20 protein-coding genes are annotated in these 24,881 nt (G+C 60.5%); 10 read left to right on the forward strand and 10 right to left on the reverse strand.

All coding sequences use genetic code 11. The features are described 5' to 3' along the window. Window positions 1-398: 398 nt before the first annotated feature. On the forward strand, window positions 399-2,489 hold the full coding sequence (locus AC3WP4_RS14615; RefSeq protein WP_076029020.1) for a TonB-dependent receptor: 2,091 nt from the start codon (window positions 399-401) through the stop codon (window positions 2,487-2,489). Between the two features lie 195 nt (window positions 2,490-2,684). Here AC3WP4_RS14615 and AC3WP4_RS14620 read toward each other — a convergent pair whose 3' ends face one another. The 4 genes from AC3WP4_RS14620 to AC3WP4_RS14635 form a co-directional block, all read right to left on the reverse strand. Continuing rightward, window positions 2,685-2,897, reverse strand: coding sequence for a hypothetical protein (locus AC3WP4_RS14620; protein ID WP_074872612.1), 213 nt, complete (start codon window positions 2,895-2,897; stop codon window positions 2,685-2,687). 244 nt (window positions 2,898-3,141) lie between these two features. Beyond that, window positions 3,142-4,248 carry an agmatine deiminase gene (aguA, locus tag AC3WP4_RS14625; RefSeq protein ID WP_102614983.1) on the reverse strand — a complete coding sequence of 369 codons (1,107 nt, stop codon included), beginning with the start codon at window positions 4,246-4,248 and terminating at the stop codon, window positions 3,142-3,144. Between the two features lie 5 nt (window positions 4,249-4,253). After that, window positions 4,254-5,132 carry an N-carbamoylputrescine amidase gene (gene aguB / locus AC3WP4_RS14630; protein WP_102614984.1) on the reverse strand — a complete coding sequence of 293 codons (879 nt, stop codon included), beginning with the start codon at window positions 5,130-5,132 and terminating at the stop codon, window positions 4,254-4,256. A 360-nt stretch (window positions 5,133-5,492) separates the two neighbouring features. Next, window positions 5,493-8,405: an aminotransferase gene (locus AC3WP4_RS14635; protein WP_102614985.1), complete on the reverse strand. Its 2,913-nt coding sequence runs from the start codon at window positions 8,403-8,405 to the stop codon at window positions 5,493-5,495. Between the two features lie 193 nt (window positions 8,406-8,598). On the opposite strand from AC3WP4_RS14635, the gene rfbC reads away from it, so the two are divergent. The 4 genes from rfbC (at window position 8,599) to AC3WP4_RS14655 (ending at window position 12,941) form a co-directional block, all read left to right on the forward strand. Further along, window positions 8,599-9,144, forward strand: a complete 546-nt coding sequence (rfbC, locus tag AC3WP4_RS14640; RefSeq protein WP_102614986.1) for a dTDP-4-dehydrorhamnose 3,5-epimerase — start codon at window positions 8,599-8,601, stop codon at window positions 9,142-9,144. Between the two features lie 104 nt (window positions 9,145-9,248). Beyond that, the gene (locus AC3WP4_RS14645) at window positions 9,249-11,057 is read left to right on the forward strand and encodes a sensor histidine kinase (protein ID WP_074880443.1); all 1,809 of its coding nucleotides are present in this window, start codon (window positions 9,249-9,251) and stop codon (window positions 11,055-11,057) included. Continuing rightward, window positions 11,054-12,445, forward strand: a complete 1,392-nt coding sequence (locus AC3WP4_RS14650; RefSeq protein ID WP_074872602.1) for a sigma-54-dependent transcriptional regulator — start codon at window positions 11,054-11,056, stop codon at window positions 12,443-12,445. The genes AC3WP4_RS14645 and AC3WP4_RS14650 overlap by 4 nt, the downstream gene beginning before the upstream one ends. 40 nt (window positions 12,446-12,485) lie before the next feature. Continuing rightward, entirely contained in the window at window positions 12,486-12,941 is a 456-nt protein-coding gene (locus AC3WP4_RS14655; RefSeq protein ID WP_074872601.1) for a YiiD C-terminal domain-containing protein, read from the forward strand. Window positions 12,942-13,051: 110 nt separating this feature from the next. On the opposite strand, the gene cysQ is transcribed toward AC3WP4_RS14655, so the two are convergent. Then, window positions 13,052-13,879, reverse strand: a complete 828-nt coding sequence (gene cysQ, locus AC3WP4_RS14660; RefSeq protein WP_074872599.1) for a 3'(2'),5'-bisphosphate nucleotidase CysQ — start codon at window positions 13,877-13,879, stop codon at window positions 13,052-13,054. After that, window positions 13,876-14,442 carry an ADP compounds hydrolase NudE gene (nudE, locus tag AC3WP4_RS14665; protein ID WP_008149334.1) on the reverse strand — a complete coding sequence of 189 codons (567 nt, stop codon included), beginning with the start codon at window positions 14,440-14,442 and terminating at the stop codon, window positions 13,876-13,878. The genes cysQ and nudE overlap by 4 nt, the downstream gene beginning before the upstream one ends. Before the next feature lie 90 nt (window positions 14,443-14,532). Between nudE and yrfG the strand changes: the two genes are divergently transcribed. Further along, window positions 14,533-15,195 (forward strand): GMP/IMP nucleotidase, encoded by a 663-nt coding sequence (yrfG, locus tag AC3WP4_RS14670; protein ID WP_074872596.1) that lies wholly within the window; start codon window positions 14,533-14,535, stop codon window positions 15,193-15,195. A 127-nt stretch (window positions 15,196-15,322) separates the two neighbouring features. Here the strand turns inward: yrfG and lysM are convergent, their stop codons facing one another. Further along, complete coding sequence (gene lysM, locus AC3WP4_RS14675; protein WP_074872594.1) at window positions 15,323-15,763, reverse strand: peptidoglycan-binding protein LysM; 441 nt, start codon at window positions 15,761-15,763, stop codon at window positions 15,323-15,325. A gap of 136 nt (window positions 15,764-15,899) precedes the next feature. Between lysM and AC3WP4_RS14680 the strand changes: the two genes are divergently transcribed. The 4 genes from AC3WP4_RS14680 (at window position 15,900) to AC3WP4_RS14695 (ending at window position 20,816) form a co-directional block, all read left to right on the forward strand. Next, a complete protein-coding gene (locus tag AC3WP4_RS14680) occupies window positions 15,900-16,787 on the forward strand; it encodes a LysR family transcriptional regulator (protein ID WP_076029030.1) in 888 nt (295 codons plus the stop codon). 94 nt (window positions 16,788-16,881) lie between these two features. Further along, on the forward strand, window positions 16,882-17,721 hold the full coding sequence (gene fdhD, locus AC3WP4_RS14685) for a formate dehydrogenase accessory sulfurtransferase FdhD (RefSeq protein ID WP_074872591.1): 840 nt from the start codon (window positions 16,882-16,884) through the stop codon (window positions 17,719-17,721). Beyond that, a complete protein-coding gene (locus tag AC3WP4_RS14690) occupies window positions 17,718-20,066 on the forward strand; it encodes an FdhF/YdeP family oxidoreductase (protein ID WP_102614987.1) in 2,349 nt (782 codons plus the stop codon). Before fdhD ends, AC3WP4_RS14690 begins: the two co-directional genes overlap by 4 nt. Window positions 20,067-20,327: 261 nt before the next feature. After that, window positions 20,328-20,816, forward strand: coding sequence for a glycine zipper domain-containing protein (locus AC3WP4_RS14695; RefSeq protein WP_074872587.1), 489 nt, complete (start codon window positions 20,328-20,330; stop codon window positions 20,814-20,816). A 68-nt stretch (window positions 20,817-20,884) separates the two neighbouring features. Here AC3WP4_RS14695 and AC3WP4_RS14700 read toward each other — a convergent pair whose 3' ends face one another. The 3 genes from AC3WP4_RS14700 to AC3WP4_RS14710 all read right to left on the reverse strand — a co-directional run bounded on the left by AC3WP4_RS14700 (window position 20,885) and on the right by AC3WP4_RS14710 (window position 24,832). After that, window positions 20,885-21,304 carry an acyl-CoA thioesterase gene (locus AC3WP4_RS14700; RefSeq protein WP_074872585.1) on the reverse strand — a complete coding sequence of 140 codons (420 nt, stop codon included), beginning with the start codon at window positions 21,302-21,304 and terminating at the stop codon, window positions 20,885-20,887. 144 nt (window positions 21,305-21,448) lie between these two features. Then, a complete protein-coding gene (locus AC3WP4_RS14705) occupies window positions 21,449-22,675 on the reverse strand; it encodes a 3-hydroxyacyl-CoA dehydrogenase (RefSeq protein ID WP_102614988.1) in 1,227 nt (408 codons plus the stop codon). Between the two features lie 222 nt (window positions 22,676-22,897). After that, window positions 22,898-24,832 carry a RecQ family ATP-dependent DNA helicase gene (locus tag AC3WP4_RS14710; protein WP_102614989.1) on the reverse strand — a complete coding sequence of 645 codons (1,935 nt, stop codon included), beginning with the start codon at window positions 24,830-24,832 and terminating at the stop codon, window positions 22,898-22,900. Window positions 24,833-24,881 lie beyond the last annotated feature (49 nt).

The raw sequence follows: 24,881 nt of genomic DNA on the forward strand, positions 1-24,881 counted from the left end.
CCCGCGCACGAAGAAATCGTGGCGGGCCTTTTTGTTATTTTTATGAGTCGTGGCGGTTGGCCACAGGCGTGGGGCGAATCCTAGCCGCGCCCTTAATGGTGTGTCAATTTCATGAATCGTCTGTGAATAGGCGAAAAACGTCTAAGAAATCACTTGTAAACGTCAATCGGCGCAGCCGTGCCGGCAGATTAGTCCTCCGCCCGTTGCTGAAAAACGCTGGAATGGCTTTCAGACTGTTTCATGAATCGGTCGAATGGCCTCGCGGCCCCACTGTAGCCATCTCGACACAATTAGAAATAATCAAACAGCAGAACCTTTCAAGAATAATTAACGGAAGCAAATAACAAGCATTACCATTCGCGCCCTCGAATTTCTCCACCCTTTCGGATGCGCTTCAGATGCCTGCCCCCTTTCGCCTTACGCCCGTCACCCTTGGGCTTTCTGCATTTCTCTCGGCCGGTTTTGCCTGCGCCGCGCCCACTGTTTTACCCGAGACGTCGATCAGCGCCGAAGCCGAAGCCGATGACCCGCGGGTGAAAGAAACCAGCACCGCGACCCGCACCGCCACGCCGGTGCGCTACGTTCCACAAGCCATCGACTCGATTAAAACCGCGAACGTCGTGGATTACGGCACCAACGACCTGGGCACCGCGTTGAGCGGCATCCCCAACGTCAGCAGCGGCGCCGACACTCGCTTCGACAGCCTGCGCATCCGCGGTTTCGACGCCAGCAACGACTTCTACCTCGACGGCATCCGCGACGACAGCCAATACGTGCGCGATTTGCACAACATCGAACGCATCGAAGTGCTCAAAGGCCCGGCCGCTGTTTTGTATGGTCGTGGCAGTCAGGGCGGGATCGTCAATCGGGTCAGCAAACTGCCCGAGTTCGGTCGCCGTTCGACCCTCGAGGCCCAGGGCGGCAGCGACGATTTGCGCAGCCTCTACGCCGACCTCAGCACCGACCCGAGCGAGAACATCAGCCTGCGCCTGAACATGGGCAACATGGATCAAAACAGCTTCCGCGATGGCGTGAGCGGCAATCGCCAACTGTTCGCTCCGTCGATGAGCTGGCAACTGACGCCGGACCTGAACTGGCTGGTGCAGTACGAATACAGCCGCTACAACCGTACGCCGGATCGCGGAATCCCCGGGGTAAACGGACGCCCGGCGGACGTAGGACGGGATACGACCTACGGCAGCGAGCACGATTTCATCGACGACAAGTCGCAATCCCTGCGCTCGAAGCTCAGTTATGAACTCAGCGACAACTGGCAGCTGCGCCATACCCTGGGCGTGTTCAAGCTCAACAGCGATTTCGACAACACCTACCTGACCGGTTACACCCCGGCGACCAACAAGGTCACGCGCCAGCACTGGCAACAGGACCTGAGCACCCGCAACGTCTACAACAACGTCGAGCTGGAAGGCGGTTTCGACACGTTCGGCCTCGAGCATCGCTTGCTGACCGGCCTCGAAATCGGCAGCCAGCGGCGCGACCCTACGCTGTACAACGCGGCCACCGGGCGCGGAACTCAGCCGGTGCCGGCACTGGACCTGTACAACCCCGACCGCAATTTGCGCCATACCGGGCGGATGCAAGTGTCCAGCAGCTCTCACACCGAAGTCGAAAGCCGTGCGGTGTACGTGCAGGATCAACTGCGCCTGAACGATCAATGGCAACTGCTGGCGGGTTTGCGTTACGACACTTTCGATATCGAGTCGACCAACAAGCTGCGGGACATTTCCGAAGATCGCGACAGCCATAGCACCAGCCCACGTGTAGGACTGGTATGGACGCCGCTGCAGAATCATTCCTTCTACGCCTCCTGGAGCAAGACGTTTTCCCCGGTCGGCGGTGGTTTGATCGGTATCACTCCAGGCGCCGCCGGCAACAGCAACGACCTGAGCCCCGAACTGACCAAGCAAAAGGAAATCGGCGTGAAGAGCGACTGGCTCGATGATCGCCTGAGCACCACGTTGGCGATCTACGAACTGGAACTCTATAACCGTCGTACCAGCGATCCCGATAATCCGACCGTCACCTTGATGACCGGCCTGCAACGTTCCCGCGGGATCGAGCTGACGGGTACCGGCAAAATCGCCGGCAATTGGTACGTGCGCGGTGGCGTGGGTGTGCAGGACGCGACGGTCGAGAAGGACAACAACGGCTTTGAAGGCAAACGCATCAGCAACGTGGCCAAGCATAACGGCAGCCTGTTCCTGACCTGGAAACCGGAAATGGGCTGGTACGCCGAAACCGGTCTGACTCTGGTGGGCCAGCGTTACGCCGACAACCTCAACACCACCGTGCTGCCGGGTTATGGCCGCTGGGATGCCTTGGCCGGGTTCCGGCAGAAGGATTGGGATTTGCGCGCTGCGCTGAACAACATCAGCGACAAGACCTATTACTCGTCGGCCACCAGTGCGGCGCAGATTCAACCGGGCGAACCGCGCAGTGTGGTCGTGACCGGGACCTACAGCTTCTAAACACCGCGAAACCCTGTGGGAGTGAGCCTGCTCGCGATAGCGGCCGGGCAGTCAACATCGATGTCGACTGATCCACCGCCATCGCGAGCAGGCTCACTCCCACATTTTGATCTCCAGTGATCACGAAAAAACCTTCGCCCATAAAAAAAGCGCCGCCATCCCGGCAGCGCTTTTACCAATCCGTTGTTTTTCTTCTTATCCTTCCATCACATCCCACAACGCTTCCAGTTCCGCTTCGCTGAATAAACCAGCGGGGTAGCGTTCGATCATCGTCCGGCGCGGATCAGGTTCTCTGATCTGACGCGTTCCATTGGACTTCAACCAGTGCGCCAGGATCTGGAGCGATTCGCTGTTTACTGCCAGGGGATGCAACGCCCGCTCGCTCACCACATTCATTTCGGCGTTCATTTCCGCGCTCTCTCCTGGATTGTGAGCGGCTAACTTATCCAAGGTTTATGACAGAACATCGCAGTTCTCCCCCTCCCTGTTTACCCCCTGAGCGATACAAGAGCTGTGCCAAAGTTTCATAACTGTCGACGAGCGGATACAAAAAAGCCCGCAGTCCTGTAGGGCTGCGGGCTTTGTGCCAAACCGTGAGCGAAAACGTTTGCCTGGATTATTTTGCAATCAACTCAAGCTGTTACAACCGCACTCACTCTTTGTGGGGGGCTGGCTGTTGTTGGGTAAGGCAGTGGATGTTACCGCCTCCCAGTAACAGTTCGCGGCCAGGCACCATCACCACTTCGTGCTGCGGGAATAGATTCTGCAAAATCTCTTTTGCCGGGCCATCCAACGGATCGTCAAAGCTCGGCGCGATGATGCCGCCGTTCACGATCAGAAAGTTCACGTAGGAACCGGCCAGACGCACGGTCGGATTACGTTCCTGAGTCCCGTCCACCGGATCCACACCCGCGCACTCTTCTTCGGTCGCATACAGCGGCCCCGGAATCGGCATTTTGTGCACCGTGAATGGGCGACCCTTGGCGTCGGTGCTGCTCTCCAGCACTTTCATTGCCGCCTGGCAGCGCGGGTAGTTCGGATCCTGCGGGTCATCGGTCCAGGCCAGCAACACTTCGCCCGGGCGCACGTAGCAGCAGAAGTTATCCACATGACCGTCGGTTTCGTCGTTGAACAAACCGTCCGGCAGCCAGATGATTTTATCCACAGCCAGATTCGCGCTGAGCACCGCTTCGATTTCTGCACGGTTCATGTGCGGGTTGCGATTGCGGTTAAGCAGGCATTCTTCGGTGGTGATCAGCGTGCCTTCGCCATCGACGTGGATCGAACCGCCTTCAAGCACAAAGCCCTCAGTGCGGTAGCGCTGGCTGCGCTCGATCTCGAGGATTTTGCCGCCGACCTGGGAATCGCGATTCCACGGCGAGTACAACCCACCGTCGAAACCGCCCCACGAATTGAAGTCCCAGTTCACACCACGGACTTCGCCACTGTTATTGATGACAAACGTCGGGCCCGTGTCGCGAACCCAGGCGTCGTCGCTGGACATTTCCACTACACGAATATTCGGCACGTCCAGGCGGGCACGGGCGTTTTCGTATTGACCGGCGGAAACCGCCACGGTCACCGGTTCGAAACGCGCAATGGCTTTGGCCACCGCGACGTGCGCGGCTTGCGCCGGTTTGCCACCCAGGCGCCAGTTGTCCGGGCGCTCGGGCCAGATCATCCAGGTCTGGGTTTGCGGCGCCCATTCGGCGGGCATGTAAAAGCCATCGGCGCGAGGCGTGCTGTGCAAAGTGGTCATGACAATCAGGACTCCAGGGAACCGTCGAGGGTTTTCAGTGTGCCATACAGGTTCGGGCGACGATCACGGAACGAGCCCCAAGCGCTGCGGATGTGTTCCAGTTCGTCCAGGTCGAAGCTCTGAACCAGTACGCCTTCCTCGGTTTCGTTGAGTTCTTGAACCTTCTCGCCGAACTGGTTGGCGATGAACGACGAACCGTAGAAGGTAATGTCGTAGCCGTCCTGCTCTTCGTTGCCGATGCGGTTGCTGGCGATCAGCGGCATCAGGTTGGCGCCGGCATGACCTTGTTGCACGCGCTGCCAGTGATCGCGGGACGAAATGCTCTTGTCGTGTGGCTCGCTGCCGATCGCGGTCGGGTAGAACAGAATTTCCGCGCCGAGCAACGCCATGCTGCGGGCGCATTCCGGGAACCACTGGTCCCAGCAGATGCCCACGCCGATTTTCGCGTAACGGGTGTTCCAGACTTTGAAGCCGGTATCGCCCGGGTTGAAGTAGTACTTTTCGTGGTAGCCAGGGCCGTCCGGGATATGGCTTTTACGATAAATCCCGAGGTTGCTGCCGTCGGCATCGATGATCGCGATGCTGTTGAAACGCGCACGGCCTGCCAGTTCGTAGAAGCTGATCGGCAGAACCACTTGCAGTTCTTTGGCGACTTTCTGGAAGTGCTTGATGGCGACGTTCTCTTCAACGGTCGTGGCCAACTGCAGGTAATCCGGGTTTGGCTTCTGGCAAAAGTACGGAGCCTCGAACAGTTCCTGGATCAGGATGATCTGCGCGCCTTGCGCCGCGGCCTCACGGACCAGCCGCTCAGCGGTCTCGATGTTGGCTTCAAGGTCCCAGGAACAGGCCATCTGGGTGGCAGCAACGGTAACGATACGGCTCATGAATCATCTCCGGGGCAATGCTTGAGGGTCGAGTGTGGCAATCGACCGATGACAGAAATGGGAAGCACCAGGCGTGGTGAGGCCACACCGGAGCAGCGGTGACTTTATAACCGATAAAAATCGGCTTTTAAAGCAACCAACAAACCTTTTGTCATATTTTTTTGCAGATAGGCCGATATCTATCGAGTTTTCACCGTACCAATGTGGGAGTGAGCCTGCTCGCGATTGCGGTCGAACATTCAACATGGATGTCGACTGATCCTGCCCAATCGCGAGCAGGCTCACTCCCACAGGGATGTGTGTTTACAGACCCTCAGCGAGACCCTTACTGATCATTCCCAGCGTGGGAACGATCAGAGTCTACAGCCCCTCGTCCAGGACTTTGGAGAGCATGTCCACGAAGAAGTCCACGCTCCGGCGCGAGGTCACCATCGGCGGTTTGATCTTGAGGACGTTCAGGTAATCGCCCGTCGGTTGCATGAAAATCCCCAGCTCGCGCAATCGGTCACACAGCGCCGTGGTTTCTTCGGTCGCCGGTTCCAGGGTTTCGCGATTGCGGATCAACTCGACGCCCAGATAGAAGCCGGAACCATGCACCGCGCCCACCAGCGGATGAATATCGATCAGCGCTTCAAGCCGTTCCTTGAAATACCCGCCCACGACCTGAGCGTTTTCCCAGAGCTTTTCTTGCTCCATCACATCCAGCACCGCCATGCCGATCTGGCAACTGACCGGGCTGCCGCCGGCCGACGAGAAGAAGTAACCCTCGGCCTCCAGCGCTTCGGCGATTTCCCGACGGGTGATCACTGCGCCCAGCGGCTGGCCGTTGCCCATGCCTTTGGCCATGGTGATGATGTCCGGCACCACGCCCTGCTCTTCGAACCCCCAGAAAAAGTTGCCCATGCGGCCATAACCGACCTGCACTTCGTCGGCGATACAAACGCCGCCCTGAGCACGAACCAGCGCATAAACCTGCTTCAAATACCCTGGCGGCAACGAGATACCGCCGGCATTGCCGTACACCGGTTCGCAGATGAAACCGGCCAGTTGGCGCTTCTGCTCGGCAATTTTCGCCAGGTTGTGTTCGACGCTGCGCACGTAGTCCGGGGCGCTATCCGGGCCACGGAACTCGCCGCGATAGGTGTTCGGCGCGGTGACCGGATGCACCCAGTCCGGACGGCTGCTCAAAGCCTTCGGGTTGTCGGCGATCGAGGTCGAGACCGCGTCCGCGCCCACTGTCCAGCCGTGATAGGCCTCCAGCACGCTGAGCATGTCGCGACCACCGCTGTAGGCCCAGGCCAGGCGAATTGCCAGGTCATTGGCCTCGCTGCCGCTGTTGACCAGGAACACCCGGTCCATGGAATCCGGCGACAGTTTCAGCAAACGTTCGGAGAACTCGGCCACCGCCGCGTAGTTGAACCGCGAGTTGGTATTGAGCAGCGACCACTGACGACTGGCGACCGCGGCCATGCGCGGATGACCGTGGCCAAGCACCGCGACGTTGTTGAGCATGTCGAGGTAGGAACGGCCTTGCATGTCGATCAGGTGATTGCGCCAGCCGCGTTCGATGCGCGGCGGGTCGACGTAATAGTGTTTCTGCGTGCGGGCGAAACTGGCGTCACGGCGCGCCAGCAAGGTCTGCGAATCGAGCTCCTCTTCGGCGTCACAGGCCAGCCCCAGCAGCATCGCCGGTGACGGGCACAACGCTTGCCAGGCCGCTGCGCGAGACGGCGTGCAAAACAACGGCGCCGTGAACGAAGCGCCGCGGCACAACTGCACGATCAACGGCCCGCTGACCGAACCCAGCACCTGGCCTTTGACCAGCGCAGCGCCCGTATGCAGCGACGGCGTTACGCCCCATAGACGCACGCTCAACTGCGGACCGTCCAGTTGCAGCACACCCGCCGCAGGCTGATGCACCACCCCGGCGAACGGCGATTCGACCGCCGTGCCGTGGGGCACGCGCAATTCGACGTGCAATGGACACGTGTCGGGTTCAGTGGCGCAGTCCGGGCGGGTGCGGGACAAGCGATATTGCCCGTAACGACTGGCCGCCAGACCATGAGCCACGGCAGCTTCGGTCAGCAGACGCTGATCGATCCCCTCCTGCTCCCAGTTGCCGGCCTCGAAGTGCGGACTGAGCACGCCCAAATCGATCAACGCAAACTCACGCCCCACCAGGCTCGGCAGCAGCGGCGCGAAACCTTCGCTGCCGATGCTCGGCAGGTTCTGGCCGACGGCAGTGAGGATCGCCGCTTCCATCAACGCCAACGGCACCGAGGTGGCAACGCGGAAAATTTCCCATTCGTGGCTGAGGTTGTCGCGGCTGTATTCGTTGCCCGGATCGATGCTGACCTGCTGTTCGCCGCTGAGCACCAACACCGCCGCGCGGGCGACGATCAGCGGCCAGAGCGCCAGGAGCTCTTCATGGGTGAGCGGATTGACCGCGTGATAGGCCTGAACCGCCGGCAAAATGTAAAACGGATCACCATCAGCGTGGTGCAGCAGCGCCGCGCAGGTTACCGACAGATCAGTGATACGCCAGGTACGAACCAGGTCGCCGAAATCGATCACCCCCTGCAGTTGCCACTGGCGTTGCGAATCTCGCTGCCACACCACGTTGTCGTCGGTGATATCCATGTGAATGGCCTGCACCGGCAACTTATCCACAAGCGGCTGCAAATGACGCTCGGCCTGTTCGGCCACATCGGCGATCAACCCGCGTTGCTGGTCGTCGTTGATGACCGGCAGCAAATGCGCGATCAGCGCGCTGGCGTGGCGGGCGTCCCATTGAAGCGTGCGCTCAAGGCCCGGATGGTCGAAACCGGCCAGCGCCAGGTCCATTTCACCGCAGAGCCGACCAAAACCGGCCACCACTGGACCGGGCAGATGATCCAGGTGCGTGAGCGACTGGCCTTCGATGTAATCGAGCAGACGCACATGCACCGCTTGGCCGCCGACGTCCAGGGTGAGAAGGTCTTCACCGTTTTTGGCGGGAATCACTCGTGGTACGTGCACATCTGGGTGTTCCGCCAAATGCTTGAGCCCTGCGTGCTGGGCGTGCAGCTCCTGCGCCGAGTAATCGCCACGGCAGATTTTCAGGACAAAACGCCCCTGGTCGCTGTCGACCCGATAGTTAAGATCCTGCTGGCTGCCGAGGGCCTGTAACCTTCCACTCAGGCCGAAATGTTCCTTCAGCAGCTCAAGCGCTTGCTCCGCAGTCACTTGCGGGCTGGGCAAACTGGCGCGATGAATCAACGTGGCAAGTGGCATACAACGACCCCTGAAATTTTATTAGGCGCCTATATCGCCACTGCTTTGGGTGATACGCAACCCCCCTCCCCAGCCTGCCCCCTTCCTGAGGCTCGGATCAGTGGATGAATCAGCAAAGAAATCACCCCCCTCGCACCGGCCGCCACTTTGCGCAAGAATGTCGCCCTTTAACGCCTATTGCTGGAGAAACCCCATGAATGTAGTCACCACCGACCTGCCTGGCGTTCTGATCATCGAACCCAAGGTATTTGGTGACGAACGCGGTTTCTTCTATGAAAGCTTCAATGCCAGGGCTTTCAAAGAGGCGACTGGCCTGGAGACGAATTTCGTTCAGGACAACCATTCCCGCTCGCAAAAAGGCGTATTGCGCGGTCTGCATTACCAACTGGAAAACACCCAGGGCAAACTGGTTCGCGTCACAACGGGCGAAGTCCTCGACGTGGCGGTGGACATTCGCCGCAGCTCGCCACATTTCGGCAAATGGGTGGCCGTGCGTCTGTCTGCCACGAACCATCGTCAAATGTGGGTCCCGGAAGGCTTCGCCCATGGTTTTGTGGTGCTGAGCGAGTTCGCCGAATTCCTCTACAAAACTACCGACTATTACACCCCATCCGCCGAGCGCTGCATTCGCTGGGACGATCCGGACCTGGCCATCGATTGGCAACTGGACGAAGCACCACAACTGTCTGGCAAAGATCAGGCCGCCGCGTTCTTCAAGGACGCTGACGTTTTTTCCTGAAACACCGTCTGAATCTTCGCCGCACAGGCGTGCCCGACACGGCGCGCAGACTGCGCCCGCAAGCCTAGGCATAATGCGCCTGTACCCACAGGCGCTCGATGCTCATGACTCCGACCCTCCCCCGCAGACCCCGCTGGCGCAGCCTGGCCCTGCTCGCGCTGTGCCTGGCGCCATTGCTGTGGCCGCTGGAACATCTGGCCGAGCGTTACTACCGCAGCGAACTGGCCGGGCAGAACCGTCAAACCCTCGACCTTTACGTCGCCAACCTGCTGGGCACCCTGCACCGCTATGAAGTGTTGCCGCAGATCCTCGGCGATCTGCCGGCCCTGCGAGCGGTCCTCGGCGCGCCCGACGATGGCGTCACCCAAGGCAACGCCAATCGCTTGCTGAAAAACATCAGCGCCCAGACCGGCGCCGAAGTCATGTACCTGATGGACACCACGGGCAAGACCCTGGCCGCGTCCAACTGGGACAAACACGACAGTTTCGTCGGGCGTAATTTTTCCTTTCGGCCGTACTTCAGCGAAGCCATGGCCGGGCGGCTCGGGCGTTTTTTCGGTTTGGGCACAACCTCGGCCAAACGCGGCTATTTCTTCGCCGCCGCCGTGCGTAGTGGCGAAAAGATCATCGGCGTGCTGGTGGTCAAGGTCGACCTGGACCACACCGAAAGCCTCTGGGGCAAAACCCCGGAACAACTGCTGGTGACCGACCATAACGGCGTGGTCATTCTCACGTCGCGGCCCGAGTGGCGATTCCGCTCGACCCGCCCGTTGGGCGAAGAAGAACGCAAGGCGATTACGGCGATTCAACCTTATCCCACCCGTGATCCCAAACCATTGCGGCTCAACCCCAACGCCTGGCTGACGCAAACCCAGCCCATCGCAGAAACCGGTTGGAACGTCAGCATCCTGGCCCCACGCACCTTGATCGATCGCCCGGTACGCACGGTCGTCGCCATCGGCGGCGCGGCGTTGTTGGTGTTGATGTTGCTGCTGGGGCTGATGATGCAGCGCCGTCGTCATTACCTTGATCGAATCGCTTTCGAAGCCAAGGCCCGTCGCGAGCTGGAAGGCCGGGTAGCCGAGCGGACCAGCGACCTCGAAGGCCTCAACCGTCGACTGAAACAGGAAGTGCTGGAACGCGAACACGCCCAGCAAGAACTGGTTCGCGCTCAGGATGATCTGGTGCAGGCCGGCAAACTGTCGGCCCTTGGCACCATGTCGGCGAGCATCAGCCACGAATTGAATCAACCGCTGGCGGCGATCCGCAGCTACGCAGAAAACGCCGAGGTGCTGCTCGATCATCAGCGCACCGACGAAGCGCGGGGCAACCTCAAGCTGATCAGCGACCTGACCGGGCGCATGGCGTCGATCATCGCCCACTTGCGCGCCTTCGCCCGACGCGATCGCCACGCCCCGGAAAGCGTCGCCCTGCAACCGGCGCTGGACGATGCGCTGGCGCTGCTGGCCAAGCGTCGACGCAGCATGGAAGTCGAGCTGATCCGCGACTTGCCGGCCGCCACCCTGTGGGTCGAGGCCGGGGAAACCCGTCTGCGTCAGGTGCTCGGCAATCTGCTGGCCAACGCCTTGGACGCCCTGACGGAAAAAGGCCCGCCGCGTAAGCTCTGGTTGAGTGCCCAATCCACTGCCGACGGCGTCAACCTGTACATTCGCGACAATGGCCCCGGGTTCTGCCTGGAGGCACTTGGCCGCGCCAGCGAGCCCTTCTACACCACCAAGACCCGCACTCAGGGGCTCGGGCTAGGGCTGGCAATTTGCGAAACCCTGATGCGCGCCTTCGGCGGTGAACTGTCGTTCGCCAACCACAAGGAAGGCGGCGCCCTGATTACCCTGAAGCTGCGTGCAGGCGCGCCGGGTGTGAACCTGCAACCGTCCGAGGACCGAAGTGCATGACCATCGACAACCGCATCCAGGTCGTGCTGATCGACGACGATCCGCACCTGCGCCAAGCCCTGAGCCAGACCCTGGACCTCGCCGGTCTGAAAATCCTGCCGCTCGCTGAAGCCAAGGGCCTGGCCGCGCAACTGGAACGCGACTGGCCCGGCGTGGTGGTCAGTGACATCCGCATGCCGGGCATGGACGGTCTTGAACTGCTGACTGAACTGCATGCCCAGGACCCGGAACTGCCAGTGCTGTTGATCACCGGTCACGGCGATGTGCCGCTGGCGGTGCAGGCCATGCGCGCCGGGGCTTATGACTTTCTGGAAAAACCCTTTGCCAGCGACGCCCTGCTCGACAGCGTGCGCCGCGCCCTGGACCTGCGCCGTCTGGTGCTGGACAACCGCAGCCTGCGTCTGGCCCTGAGCGATCGCAATGCGCTGAGCGCCCGACTGGTCGGGCAATCGGCGCCGATGCTGCGCCTGCGCGAGCAGATCGGTGCATTGGCGGCGACCAAGGCCGATGTGCTGATCCTTGGCGAAACCGGCGCCGGCAAAGAAGTTGTCGCCCGCGCCTTGCACGATCTGTCGAGCCGTCGCAACGGTCCGTTCGTGGCGATCAATGCCGGCGCCCTGGCCGAGTCGGTGGTAGAAAGCGAGCTGTTCGGTCACGAGCCAGGCGCCTTTACCGGCGCGCAAAAGCGTCGCATCGGCAAGTTCGAATTCGCCAATGGCGGCACGTTGTTCCTCGATGAAATCGAAAGCATGAGCCTGGATGTGCAGGTGAAATTGCTGCGGCTGCTGCAAGAACGGGTCGTCGAGCGCTTGGGCGGTAATCAGCTGATCCCGCTGGACATCCGCATCATCGCGGCGACCAAGGAAGACCTGCGTCAATCCGCCGATCAGGGCCGCTTCCGTGCCGACTTGTATTACCGCCTGAACGTTGCGCCGCTGCGTATTCCGCCGCTGCGCGAGCGCGGCGAAGATGCGCTGATGCTGTTTCAGTATTTCGCCGATGAAGCGAGCGCTCGCCACGGTCTGCCACCCCACGAATTGCAACCGGGACAACGCGCCCTGCTGCTGCGCCACACCTGGCCGGGCAACGTGCGGGAATTGCAAAACGCGGCCGAACGCTTTGCCCTGGGCCTGGAACTGGCCCTGGACAATAGCGCCGCCGATGGCGCTGCCGGCATGACGGTCGAGCTGGTCAGCGGCGGTCTCAGCGAACAAGTGGAAAATTTCGAGAAGAGCTTGATCGCCGCCGAACTGGCGCGCTCTCACAGCTCGGTGCGCAGCCTCGCTGAGGCCCTTGGCATCCCACGCAAGACCTTGCACGACAAACTGCGCAAACACGGGCTGAACTTCGCCGACGGTGGCAGCAGCCACACCGACGAAGCCGATTGAGCTACCGTCAAATCATCATCTTCAAACAAGAGATCCGTGCATGAGCCGCGACAGCCGTCATCTGGAATCAGTCCTCCATCGCGACATCCCCCTGACGCGGGATATGGGCCTCAAAGTGCTCGATTGGCACGACCAGCAACTGCGCCTGCACTTGCCGCTGGAGGCCAACGTCAATCACAAAAGCACCATGTTCGGCGGCAGCCTGTATTGTGGCGCCGTGCTGGCCGGTTGGGGCTGGCTGCATTTGCGCTTGCATGAAGAAGGGGTTGAAGGCGGGCACATCGTGATTCAGGAAGGACAGATCAGCTATCCGCTGCCGGTGACCATGGACGCGACAGCGATTTGCCATGCGCCGAGTGCGGCGGTGTGGAAGAAGTTTTTGGCGATGTATCGGCGGTATGGACGGGCGCGGTTGACGCTGCAATCGCGGATCGTCAATGCCGACAGTGATGACGATGCGGTGAAGTTTACGGGGCAGTACGTGCTGCACCGGTGATCGTCGGTGATCGTTCCCACGCTCTGCGTGGGAATGCCTCTAGGGACGCTCCGCGTCCAGTGACGCGGAGCGTCACGGGCTGCATTCCCACGCGGAGCGTGGGAACGATCTTAACGGCGGGCGAGTTCCAGCAGTTTTTCGCGCCACGCAGCCTTGGCCGGCAGCGCCAGGAAAAACTCATTCAACAACGATTCCCGCGCCGGATAACTGAACGGCGCACCGCTCAAATCCAGCACCTCACCGCCCGCGCCTTCCAGCACGCCTTGCGCCGCCGCCGTGTCCCACTGCGAAGTCGGCGCCAACCGCGGATAACAATCCGCCGCCCCTTCCGCCAACAAACAGAACTTCAATGAACTGCCGATATTAGCCAATTGCAGTTCACCCAGACTGTCGCTCAACCCGGCCAGCAGGCGCTCTTGTTCAGGGCTGGAATGCCGACGACTGGCGACCACCGTAAAGGCTTCACCTTCAGCAGGAACCTCGCGAACCTGAATCGGCGAAGGCGCCGCGTCTTTGTCGCCACGCCACGCGCCCAGACCCGCACCACCGACGTAGAAGCGCCCGTTGGTCGGCATCGACACCACGCCGAACACCACACGCCCCTGCTCGATCAGCGCGATGTTGACGGTAAATTCTTCGCTGCCGGAGATGAACTCCTTGGTCCCGTCCAGCGGGTCCACCAGCCACCAACGCTGCCACCCGGCGCGTACGCTCTGGGGAATGTTGGCGTCTTCTTCGGACAGCACCGGGATGCTCGGGTCCAGCGCCGTCAGCCCGGCCAGGATCACATGATGAGCGGCCATGTCGGCGGCCGTGACCGGGGAATCGTCAGCCTTGGCGGTTACAGCCGTACCGATGCGCCAGAACGGTAGTATCGCTTCGCCAGCCTTCAGCGCCAGTTCAACAACAGGCGCCATCAACGGATGAGGGAAAATCATGGCTGGAATGCTCCACGCTGAGTCAGTAGATCACGGGCCAGATACAGCGCTGCCAATGCACGGCCCTCAGTGAATCGCGGGTTCTGGGCCAGGGCCGACAACTCACGCAGGTTGATTTTGTCCACGCCCATTGGCTCGGGCTCATCACCTTCCAGGCTTTCTTCGTACAGATCAGTGGCCAACACCACTTGGATCTTCTGGCTCATGTAACCGGGCGACAGCGACAATTCAGTCAAATGCTCCAATTGCCGCGCGCCGTACCCGGCCTCTTCCTTGAGCTCCCGCTCGGCCGCCGCCAGCACGTCTTCGCCCGGCTCGATCAAGCCTTTGGGCAAGGACAACTCGTATTCATCGGTGCCGCCGCAATACTCTTCAACCAGCACGGCGTGGTCCGCATCCAGCATCGCCACGATCATCACCGCGCCATAGCCGGCGCCCTTGCCGACCAGTCGCTCATACGTGCGCTCTACGCCATTGGAAAAGCGCAACTTCAGCTCTTCGACGCAAAACAAACGGCTGGTGGCGACGATCTCGCGGGCGAGGATGGTGGGTTTCTGGCGCATGAGCGGCTCCTTGGCGATAGCGCGTTACTATACCCGGCCTATCCTGATTGTTTACGTCGGATATCTTTTTTACCGCTGGAGAAGTTTTTTATGTCCCTGCTGCCCTGGCGCGACATCGACACCGTTCTGCTGGACATGGACGGCACGCTGCTGGACCTGCACTACGACAACCATTTCTGGATGGAACACCTGCCCCAGCGTTACGCCGAATTGCACGGGGTGAGCCGGGCCATGGCCGAGATGGAATTGCAGCCGTTGTTCGAACGCAACGCCGGCCAGTTGCAGTGGTATTGCCTGGATTTCTGGAGCGCCGAGCTCAAGTTGTCGGTGCGCGAACTGAAACTGGAAACCGCGCATTTGATTGCCCTTCGTCCGGATGCGGACACCTTTCTGGCCGCCATCAAACAGGCCGGCAAGCGCGTGGTGCTGATCACCAATGCACACCGCGATTCGCTGTCATTGAAGCTGGAAAGAATCGAACTGGCGCCGTATTTCGAGCGGTTGATCAGCTCGCACGATTACGGTTTTGCCAAGGAGAACCCGCAATTCTGGGATGCCTTGCAGGCGGACATCGGCTTTGATCCGGCGCGCAGCCTGTTTATCGACGACACCTTGCCGATCCTGCGCAGTGCGCGGAATTTTGGGGTGGCGCATTTGTTGGCCGTGAGCGAGCCGGACAGCCGCAAAGGGCCGAAGGATACGGCCGAGTTTGCGGCGGTGGGGGATTATCGGGAGTTGATTGCCGGGCTCTGAGACCGCGTCGCCTGCATCGCGGGCAAGCCACGCTCCCACAGGATCTGTGTCGTTCGCATCCATCGTGAACGACACAGATCCTGTGGGAGCGTGGCTTGCCCGCGAAGGCCATCACACGGTCTTAGCGTTACTCAGGAATACGCAACGACTGCCCCGGATAGATCTTGTCCGGGTGAGACAGCATCGGCTTGTTGGCCTCGAAGATCTTGTTGTACTTGTTGGCGTCGCCGTACTCAGCCTTGGCAATCGCGCTGAGGGTGTCGCCCTTTTTCACAGTGACGAACCGCGCCGCCTGAGCAACCGGGCCCTTTACGGTGATCTGGTCATCCACACTAGCGACACCGGCAATATTGCCCACCGCCAGCAGGATTTTTTCCTTCTCTTCCTGACTGGCGACTTCGCCGGTCAAGGTGACTTTGTCGCCCTCCACCGTCGCCTGCACATTCGGGTTACCCAGGCCGACTTTGCTGATGTGTTCCTTCAATTGCTCGCTGGCATTGGCGTTGCCTGGCGTCAGCAGATCGATAAGTTTTTCGCCTGCTTCTTTCACAAAGCTAAAAATACTCATGGTGCGCTCTCCTTGGGTTTTGGGTTCCAGACGCAAAAGCCTAGCCCAAGGCCGTCACTTGCGGTTCCAACCCGACCAATGACGCCGCTTCCCCGCAAGCGCTAGAATCCAAGCCTTCCCGCGCCCTGGAGCGAAGATGGACATCAAGCAACTTAAATTCCTCATCGCCCTCGACGAAACCCGGCATTTCGGCCAGGCAGCCGCGCGTTGTCACATCACCCAGCCGACCCTGTCCATGCGCCTGCGCAGCCTCGAAGAAGAACTCGAGTTGCCGCTGGTCAATCGCGGTCAGCGCTTCGAAGGTTTTACCGCACCGGGTGAACGGGTGCTGGCGTGGGCGCGCACGGTGTTGGCGGCCTACGACGGCTTGCAGGCCGAGGCGGCGGCCTGTCGCGGCAATCTGGTCGGTACGTTGCGTCTGGGCGTGGTGCCGTTGTCGAGCTTCGATCCGCTGCCGCTGATGCAACGCCTGCACGCCGAACACCCGAACCTGCGCTTCGAACTCTCGGCGCTGAGTTCCGAGCAGATCCTCGAACAACTGGCAAACAATCGCCTGGATCTGGGCGTTTCGTACCTGGAGCGACTGGACGGCGAACGCTTCGATTCCCTGGCATTCAGCGAAACCCGCATGGGCCTGCTCTACGATCAGCGCTTCTTCAGTTTCGGCGAGGCGCCGCTGAGTTGGGAATCGCTGATCGAACTGCCGCTGGGCATGCTTTCCAGCGGCATGCATTTTCGCCAGTCCATCGACCACAACTTCCACAGTCGCGGCCTCACCCCGCAACTGTTGCTGCAAACCGATGCCGTCCACCAATTGTTACAAGCGGTGCACGGTGGATTCTGCTGCGCCGTGATGCCAATGGACGGCGGCCTGGAAAAACTCACCGATCATTTGCGTCTGCACCCTATCGAAAATGCACAAACCCTCGCCCGGCTGGGGCTGATCATGCGTCGCAGCGCCCCGCGGTCGGCGCTCGCGGAAGCCTGTTTCGCGATACTTCAGCAATCGCTGCCTAGCTCTTGATCGACGTCATCTATCGGTAGATCAGTATTAGCGATTAGACGCGACAAGTTGACGCGCCTAGGCTTAAGGCAGCCTAACCCTTCGGTGATACCTCATGAACGCCAAGCGCCCTGCCTGCGCGGCGCCAGCCCTCGAAACGCCAGCGCCCGCCGCAAGCCAGACCTACAGTTACTGCGACCTTCAAGACACGGAATCGGCCAGCACCGCGCTGGCCGAAGAAGTCGCGTTGGCGATCGCTTATAACGGCATCAGTCAGGCGGTCATGCTGGTGACGCCGACGGACCTTGAAGACTTCATCGTCGGCTTCAGCCTCGGCAGCGGCATCATCGAAGACGCCTGCGACATCTATGACCTGCAACTCAGCGGCTCGGGGTCAGCGCAATACGCGCAAGTGACCATCGCCAACCGCGCCTTCTGGAACCTCAAGCAACAGCGTCGGCAAATGGCTGGCACCAGCGGTTGCGGCCTTTGCGGCGTGGAAGCGGTGGAACAGGCATTGCCCGATCTCAAGGTGTTGCCCGGCGCGCCCTTGCCGCCCGCCGAATGGCTCGATGGCTTGCGTCAGCGCATCGGGGCGTTCCAGCCTCTTGGCCAGTATTCCGGCGCGGTACACGCCGCCGTGTTCATGGACAGTCAGGGCCAATTGCTGCTGGGTCGCGAAGACATCGGCCGACACAACGCCCTCGACAAACTGATTGGCGGACTGATCCGTCAGAAGATCCCGATCACCGGCGGGCTGGTGATTGTCACCAGCCGTTGCAGCCTTGAATTGATCCAGAAAGTGTTGCGCGCAGGTATCCAGACCCTGGTCAGCCTGTCGTCGCCCACGGGCCTTGCCGTGCAATGGGCCCGTCGCCACAACCTCAATCTCATCCACCTGCCGCAGAAAAATGCGCCGCGGGTCTACAGCCCCGCGACGGAGAACCCAGCGTGAGTCAACATCAACAAGCCGACCAGAAACCCGTTCCGCGTTACAAGCCCTACAAAGGTCCAGCCGGTGGCTGGGGCGCGCTGGCCAGCGTTGCCCGCGCCTGGTTGACCAGCGACAACGCGCTGAAAAACCTGCGCATGATGCTCAAAACCAACAAGAACGGCGGGTTCGACTGCCCCGGTTGTGCCTGGGGCGACTCCAAGGAAGCCGGCATGGTGGCGTTCTGCGAGAACGGCGCCAAAGCAGTGAACTGGGAAGCGACCAAGCGCCGTGTCGACGGTGCGTTCTTTGCCAGACACAGCGTCAGTTCGTTGCTGGATCAAAGCGACTACTGGCTGGAATATCAGGGTCGTCTGACCGAGCCATTAAGCTATGACGCCGAAACCGATCGCTACAAGCCGATCAGTTGGGACGCCGCGTTCTCCTTGATCGCCAAACATTTGCAGGGCCTGTCGAGCCCGGATCAGGCCGAGTTCTACACCTCCGGCCGCGCCAGCAACGAAGCGGCGTACCTGTATCAATTGTTCGTGCGTGCCTATGGCACCAATAACTTCCCCGATTGCTCGAACATGTGCCACGAGGCCAGCGGTGTGGCCATGGCGCAAAGTGTCGGCGTCGGCAAAGGCACCGTCACCTTCGACGACTTCGAACACGCCGACGCGATTTTTGTCTGGGGTCAGAACCCTGGCACCAACCACCCACGGATGCTCGAACCGTTGCGCGAAGCGGTAAAACGCGGTGCTCAGGTGGTCTGCATCAACCCGTTGAAAGAGCGCGGCCTGGAACGTTTCCAGCACCCGCAACACGCGATCGAAATGCTCACCAACGGCGACAAGCCGACCAACACCGCGTACTTCCGTCCGGCATTGGGCGGCGACATGGCGATCATGCGCGGCATGGCCAAGTTTCTGTTGCAGTGGGAGCGTGACGCACAGAAGGCGGGTGAGCCTGCCGTTTTCGACCACGACTTCCTCAATGAACACAGTGTCAACGTGCTGGAATACCTGGGCGTCGTCGACGACACCTCGTGGGAGCAGATCGTCCAGCAATCCGGACTGACGCTGGTTGAAATCGAGCAAGCGGCGCGGATGTACGCCAAAGGCAAGAACGTGATCATGTGCTGGGCGATGGGCATCACCCAGCATCGTCATTCGGTGGCGACCATCCAGGAAATCGCCAACCTGATGTTGTTGCGCGGCAATATCGGCCGGCCCGGCGCCGGTCTGTGCCCGGTGCGCGGCCACAGCAACGTGCAGGGCGACCGGACCATGGGCATCAACGAGCGTCCGCCGGTGGCGTTCCTCGACTCATTGGAGCGTCGCTTCAAGTTCAAGGTGCCGCGTGAAAACGGTCACAACGTGGTCGAGGCGATCCATGCCATGGCCGATGGCCGCGCGAAAATCTTTATCGGCCTGGGCGGCAACTTCGCCCAAGCCACCCCGGACAGCTCACGGACCTTCCAGGCCCTGAGCAACTGCGACCTCACCGTGCAAATCAGTACCAAGCTCAACCGCAGCCATCTGGCCCACGGTAAAGAGGCGCTGATTCTGCCGTGCCTGGGCCGTACCGACATCGACATCCAGACCGAAGGCCCGCAAGCGGTGACCGTCGAAGACTCGTTCAGCATGGTTCACGCCTCCAACGGCCAGTTGCAGCCGCTGTCGAACCAGATGCGCTCGGAGCCGGCGATCATTGCCGGCATCGCTGCCGCGACCCTGGGCAGCCAACCGGTGGACTGGAACTGGCTGGTGGCCGATTACCGGCGCATCCGCGACCTGATTGCCGACACCGTGGTGGGCTTCAAGGACTTCAACGAAAAGATCCAGAACCCGGGCGGGTTCTACCTCGGCAACAGCGCCGGTGCGCGCCGCTGGAACACTGCGTCGGGGCGCGCCAATTTCCGTGCGAACGTCCTGCCCAAAGACCTGGTGCACGAACGCACTCGCGCTACCGGCGTATTGCCGGACCTGATCATGCAGTCGATGCGTTCTCACGATCAGTACAACACCACGATTTATGGGCTTGATGACCGCTATCGCGGCGTGAAAGGTCAGCGTGATGTGTTGTTCGTCAACGAAGCCGACATCATTCGGCTGGGGTTCAAGCCAGGGCAGAAGGCTGACATCGTTTCGATCTGGGACGATGGCCGCGTGCGTCGGGTGAAGGGCTTTACGCTGCTGGCGTTTGATATCCCTGCCGGGCAAGCCGCGGCTTATTACCCGGAAGTGAATCCGCTGGTGCCGCTGGAGAGCATTGGGGATGGCAGCCATACGCCAACGTCGAAGTTTGTGGCGATCCGGTTGGAAGCGGCGAGTGAGACTGGACTCATCATGGCCAAGTCGGCCTGACCCTGATCGTTCCCACGCTCTGCGTGGGAACGATCAATCGAATATTCCAGATCAGTCACTTTCCAAACGCCCACAAAAAAGGCCGTTTTGCATGAAAACGGCCTGTCCGAAGTAGTTAAAGACCGGCGAAAAACGCTTAAGTTCCGACTAAAAAACAGTAACTTATAGAAATGTGCTCAAGTCGTGTTACTCGTCGGATTTCGATTGTCACGACCATGACACGGCCTCAGGATCGCGCCGTCATCCCCTTGAGGTTCCTCTATGAAGTTCTCCTCGATTCTCTTGTTGTCCCTTGGCCTGGTCAGTGGCTTCGCTTCTGCCGGCGGCACCACCGAAGCAGGTGTGGGCGGCGCATTGGGCGGGGTTCTTGGCTCGGTCGTCGGTCAGTCATTAGGCGGCAATACAGGTTCCACCATTGGCGCGGCCCTGGGCGGCGCGGGTGGTAGTGCTGTTGGCGCAGACAAACGCAGCCGTGGCGAAGCCGCTATTGGCGGTGCGTTGGGCGCAGCAGGCGGTAACGTGGTCGGCCGCAGCGTGGGCGGCACCACCGGCAGCCTGATCGGCTCCGCAGCAGGCGGCGGCGCCGGTGGCGCGCTGGGTAACTACATGGGCAACAAGAGCGATGACGATGATGATGATCGTCGTTCCTATCGTGGTGGCCATGGTGATCGTCGCTACTACCGCGACGGCCATCCGGGGCGCGGTCATGCCTATGGTCATCGCAAGCACAAACATCGCTATCGCGACTGAGGTTGAATCACCTCGTTGACCGGTAGATCAAAAAATCGCAGCCCAAGGGCTGCGATTTTTTTTGCCCGTCAAACCACCAACCGCTGCAGTGCCTCGCGCAAGCCGGCAGGAATCGCCACCGGCTGATTAGAGGCCCGATCCACAAACACATGCACAAAGCGCCCTGCCGCGCAGGCTTCGTCTTCCCCGGCCTTGAACACCGCCAATTCGTATTGCACCGAACTGTTGCCCAACTTGCCCACCCGCAAACCGATTTCGATTCGGTCAGGGAAGGCAATGGACGCGAAGTAATCGCAAGCCGAACTCACCACAAAGCCCACCACTTCGCCGTCATGGATATCCAGCCCCCCGACTTCGATCAGGTAGGTGTTCACTGCTGTGTCGAAGAAGCTGTAGTAAGTGACGTTGTTGACGTGACCATAGGCGTCGTTGTCATGCCAGCGGGTGGTGATGGGCTGGAAGTGCGGGTAGGTGGCGCGTTGAGTCATGGGTTCTCGCCTTGAGGATCGTTCCCACGCTCTGCGTGGGAATGCAGCCCGTGACGCTCTGCGTCACATTCAGGAGCGGACGCAGAGCGTCCATGGAGACGTTCCCACGCAGAACATGGGAACGACGATCAGCCGTAGTGGAGTCTACCGATCCGAAAACCCTTTACCCTCCGCCGCCAATTCCCCGATCAACCGCGCCGGGTTCCATTGATCGCCCTGCCTCGTTTCAAGTGCCAGCAACCGTTGGTGAATATCCGCCAGCCCTTGTTGATCCGCCCACGCCATCGGCCCGCCCTTGTCCGCCGGGAAGCCGTAGCCATTGAGGTACACCAGATCGATGTCGTGCGCCGATTCGGCAATCCCTTCCTGGAGGATCTTCGCCCCTTCATTGACCAGTGCCAGCAAGCAACGCTCCAGAATCTCTTCGGGGCTTATCTCGCGGCGCTGGAACCCTAGTTCTTCGCTGACCTGCAACACCAGCGCATCGACTTCAACATCGTGCTCAGCCTGGCGACTGCCCGGCTCATAGTGGTAATAGCCATTGCCACTCTTCTGGCCGAAACGACCCAATTCGCACAGACGATTGTCCACCTGAACCTCAGGCGCATCCTGCCCTTCACCCGCTAACTGCCGAGCGCGCCACTCCAGATCGATGCCGACCACGTCGTACATACGGAACGGTCCCATGGCGAAACCAAAACCTTGCAGCGCCGCATCGACCTGATGTGGATAAGCGCCTTCGAGCAACATCTTGCGCGCTTCGAGCACATACGGATGCAGCATGCGGTTGCCGATGAAACCATGGCAGTTGCCCGACACCACGCTGACCTTGCCCATGCGTTTGCCCAGTGCCAGGGCGGCCTCAAGCACAGCCGGTGAAGTCTGTGCACCGCGAACGATTTCCAGCAGTTTCATGATGTGCGCCGGGCTGAAGAAGTGCAGGCCCAACACCTGTTGCGGACGACGAGTAGCCGCAGCGATGGCATCGATATCCAGCGCCGAGGTATTGCTGGCCAGAATGGCTTCGGGTTTGAGCAGACCGTCCAGTTCACGGAAGATTTTCTGCTTGAGTTCGAGGTTTTCGTACACCGCTTCGATCACCAGATCGACATCGCGGACCGCCGCGTAGTCAGCAGCCGCCGTTACTCGTGCAATGCGTGCGTCCGCCTCGGCCTGATCGATCCGTCCCTGAGCCACGTTGTGGGCGTAGGTTTCCGCCACGGTGGCCAGCGCCTGTTCAAGCATCTGTGGATTGTTATCGACCCATTGCACCGGGACGCCGGCGTTGGCCAGGCACATGACGATGCCACGGCCCATGGTGCCTGCGCCAATGACGGCAGCGCGCTGAATAGTGAACGGTGTCTGGCTCATGATTGTTCTCTTGTTGGCGATCCAAAGACAGCCTTCACCATAGTCAGCCACCGCGCGTTTTTGAAATTTATTCCTGTGATGAGCGACATTCAGCGGATGGATGACCGCCCACCTGATCGTTCCCCCGCGCGTGGGAACGCCTCAACGGACGCTCCGCGTTCGGCTTTGGAAGGGGACGCGGAGCGTCCCGGGCTGCATTCCCACGCAGAGCGTGGGAACGATCTAGCGTGGCAAATGCGCCTCGGCCCACGTCCGGACTTCGGCATACGGATAATCTTCCAGCGCCGCAAACCCGGGAATCGAGCGAGCCTTGAGCTTGGTGAACAGCGGCACGCCGATGCCGCATAAAAACCGCGTCACGCGCTCCGCAGACGGAACGTTGCCGGTGTGCTGTTCATGCCTGTGGATAAAATCACCGCACAACGCCTCGAAGTTTTTATCCACAAGCACCGGTAATTCCGGTGGCGTCGGCAACCGCGCCACATCCCCGTGACACACCGAACAATGCCCGCACTGCTGCGGCGCATTTTCATCGCCGAAATACTCAGCCAGGCGATAACCCAGGCAATGGTCCGTGGCGAACAGATCCAGCATGGCGTGAATCCGCGCGATCTCGGTTTGCTCATGGCGGGTGAAATAGGCGTGCAACTCTTCGCTCAAGGCTTGGGCATCAAAGTCGGTTTGCAGCAGGCTGTAGACCTCGGTCATCTGCTTGCTTTCGAGCTCGACCCAGCCCTTTTCCTGGAAATAATCCAGCGCCTTCACCACCCGATTACGCTCGGCCTGATGCTGTTCATAAAGCGCATCGAAATTCACTGTGGCCCAGGTCCGTGCGCGGCTCGAGGTCTGGATGATCGCCGCGACGAAATCCTTGCGCTCACCCTCGAAGCGGGCCAGCAAAGCCTCGGGTTCCTGCAAGTATTTGAAGCGGTATTCGGCGTAATAGGCGTAACGCGGTGCAATGATTGCGCGCAGTTCCAACTGCACCAGCAAGGTCTTGAGCGGCAGTTGGCGGATGTTGCTTTGGTCCGACAACGGCCCCAACAGAAACTCCCACTGCCCCTCGGGCGCGGCGGCTTGCAACTCGTCGAGCACATGGCGGATGCCATCCAGCTCTGGCGTATCGCCGTAGACGAAGTTTTCCAGCACATTGAGGCTGTCGCGGTTGGCCAATACCAGGCAGTCGGACGGCTGCCCGTCACGCCCGGCGCGGCCGATTTCCTGACTGTAGTTTTCGATCGATTTGGGCAGGTCGAAATGCACCACGTTGCGGATGTCGCTCTTGTCGATGCCCATGCCGAACGCGATGGTGGCGACGATGCAATTGGACCGCCCGCCCATAAAGCGCTTTTGAATGGCTTCCCGTTGTTCGTGGGGCAAACCGGCGTGATACGCCTCGGCTTGAATGCCGTTGCGCCCCAGGTGTTCGGCGATGTGCTCAGCGGTTTTCTGCAAGGTGACGTAAACGATGCTCGGCTGGCCTGGACGTTCGCTCATCCATTCGACAAGGCGTCGGCGTTTGTCCTGACCGCGCACCGGTTCCACTAACAGATTGAGGTTTGGCCGATAGAAACCGGTGGTCACCACATCGTCGGCGGCAATGGCGAACTTGGCCTCCATGTCGGCGATCACCTTGGGTGTTGCGGTGGCGGTCAGCAGCAGCGCCTGAGGGATGTTGAACTGGCGCTGATAGTCGGGAAGCTTGAGGTAATCGGGGCGGAAATTGTGGCCCCATTCCGAGATGCAGTGCGCCTCATCCACCACCAGCAACGAGATGGGCACTTGCTGCAGGAAATTGCGGAAACGCTCGTTCTTCAGGCGCTCCACGGAGATCATCAAAATCTTCAGCTCGCCAGACTTGGCCCGAGCCATCACATCGCTGGCGTCATCGCGGCTCTGGGCCGAATCGATACTGCCCGCCGCAATGCCGTGGCGCTGCAGGAACGCCAGTTGATCCTGCATCAACGCCAGCAGCGGCGAGACCACCAGCGTCAGGTGCGGCAGCAGCAAGGCCGGCAATTGGTAACACAGGGACTTGCCCGAGCCGGTGGGGAAAATCGCCGCCGCCGAACGCCCGGCCAACACCGCGCTGATCGCCGCTTCCTGGCCGGGCCGAAACTGTGGATAACCGAAAACCTGTTCCAGGGTGTTGTGCATAAGCTGTCACTCCGTTGACCGCTGCGAAGCCCAAAGCCTAGCCGGCAAA

The sequence above is a fragment of the Pseudomonas sp. FW305-20 genome (assembly GCF_058788075.1).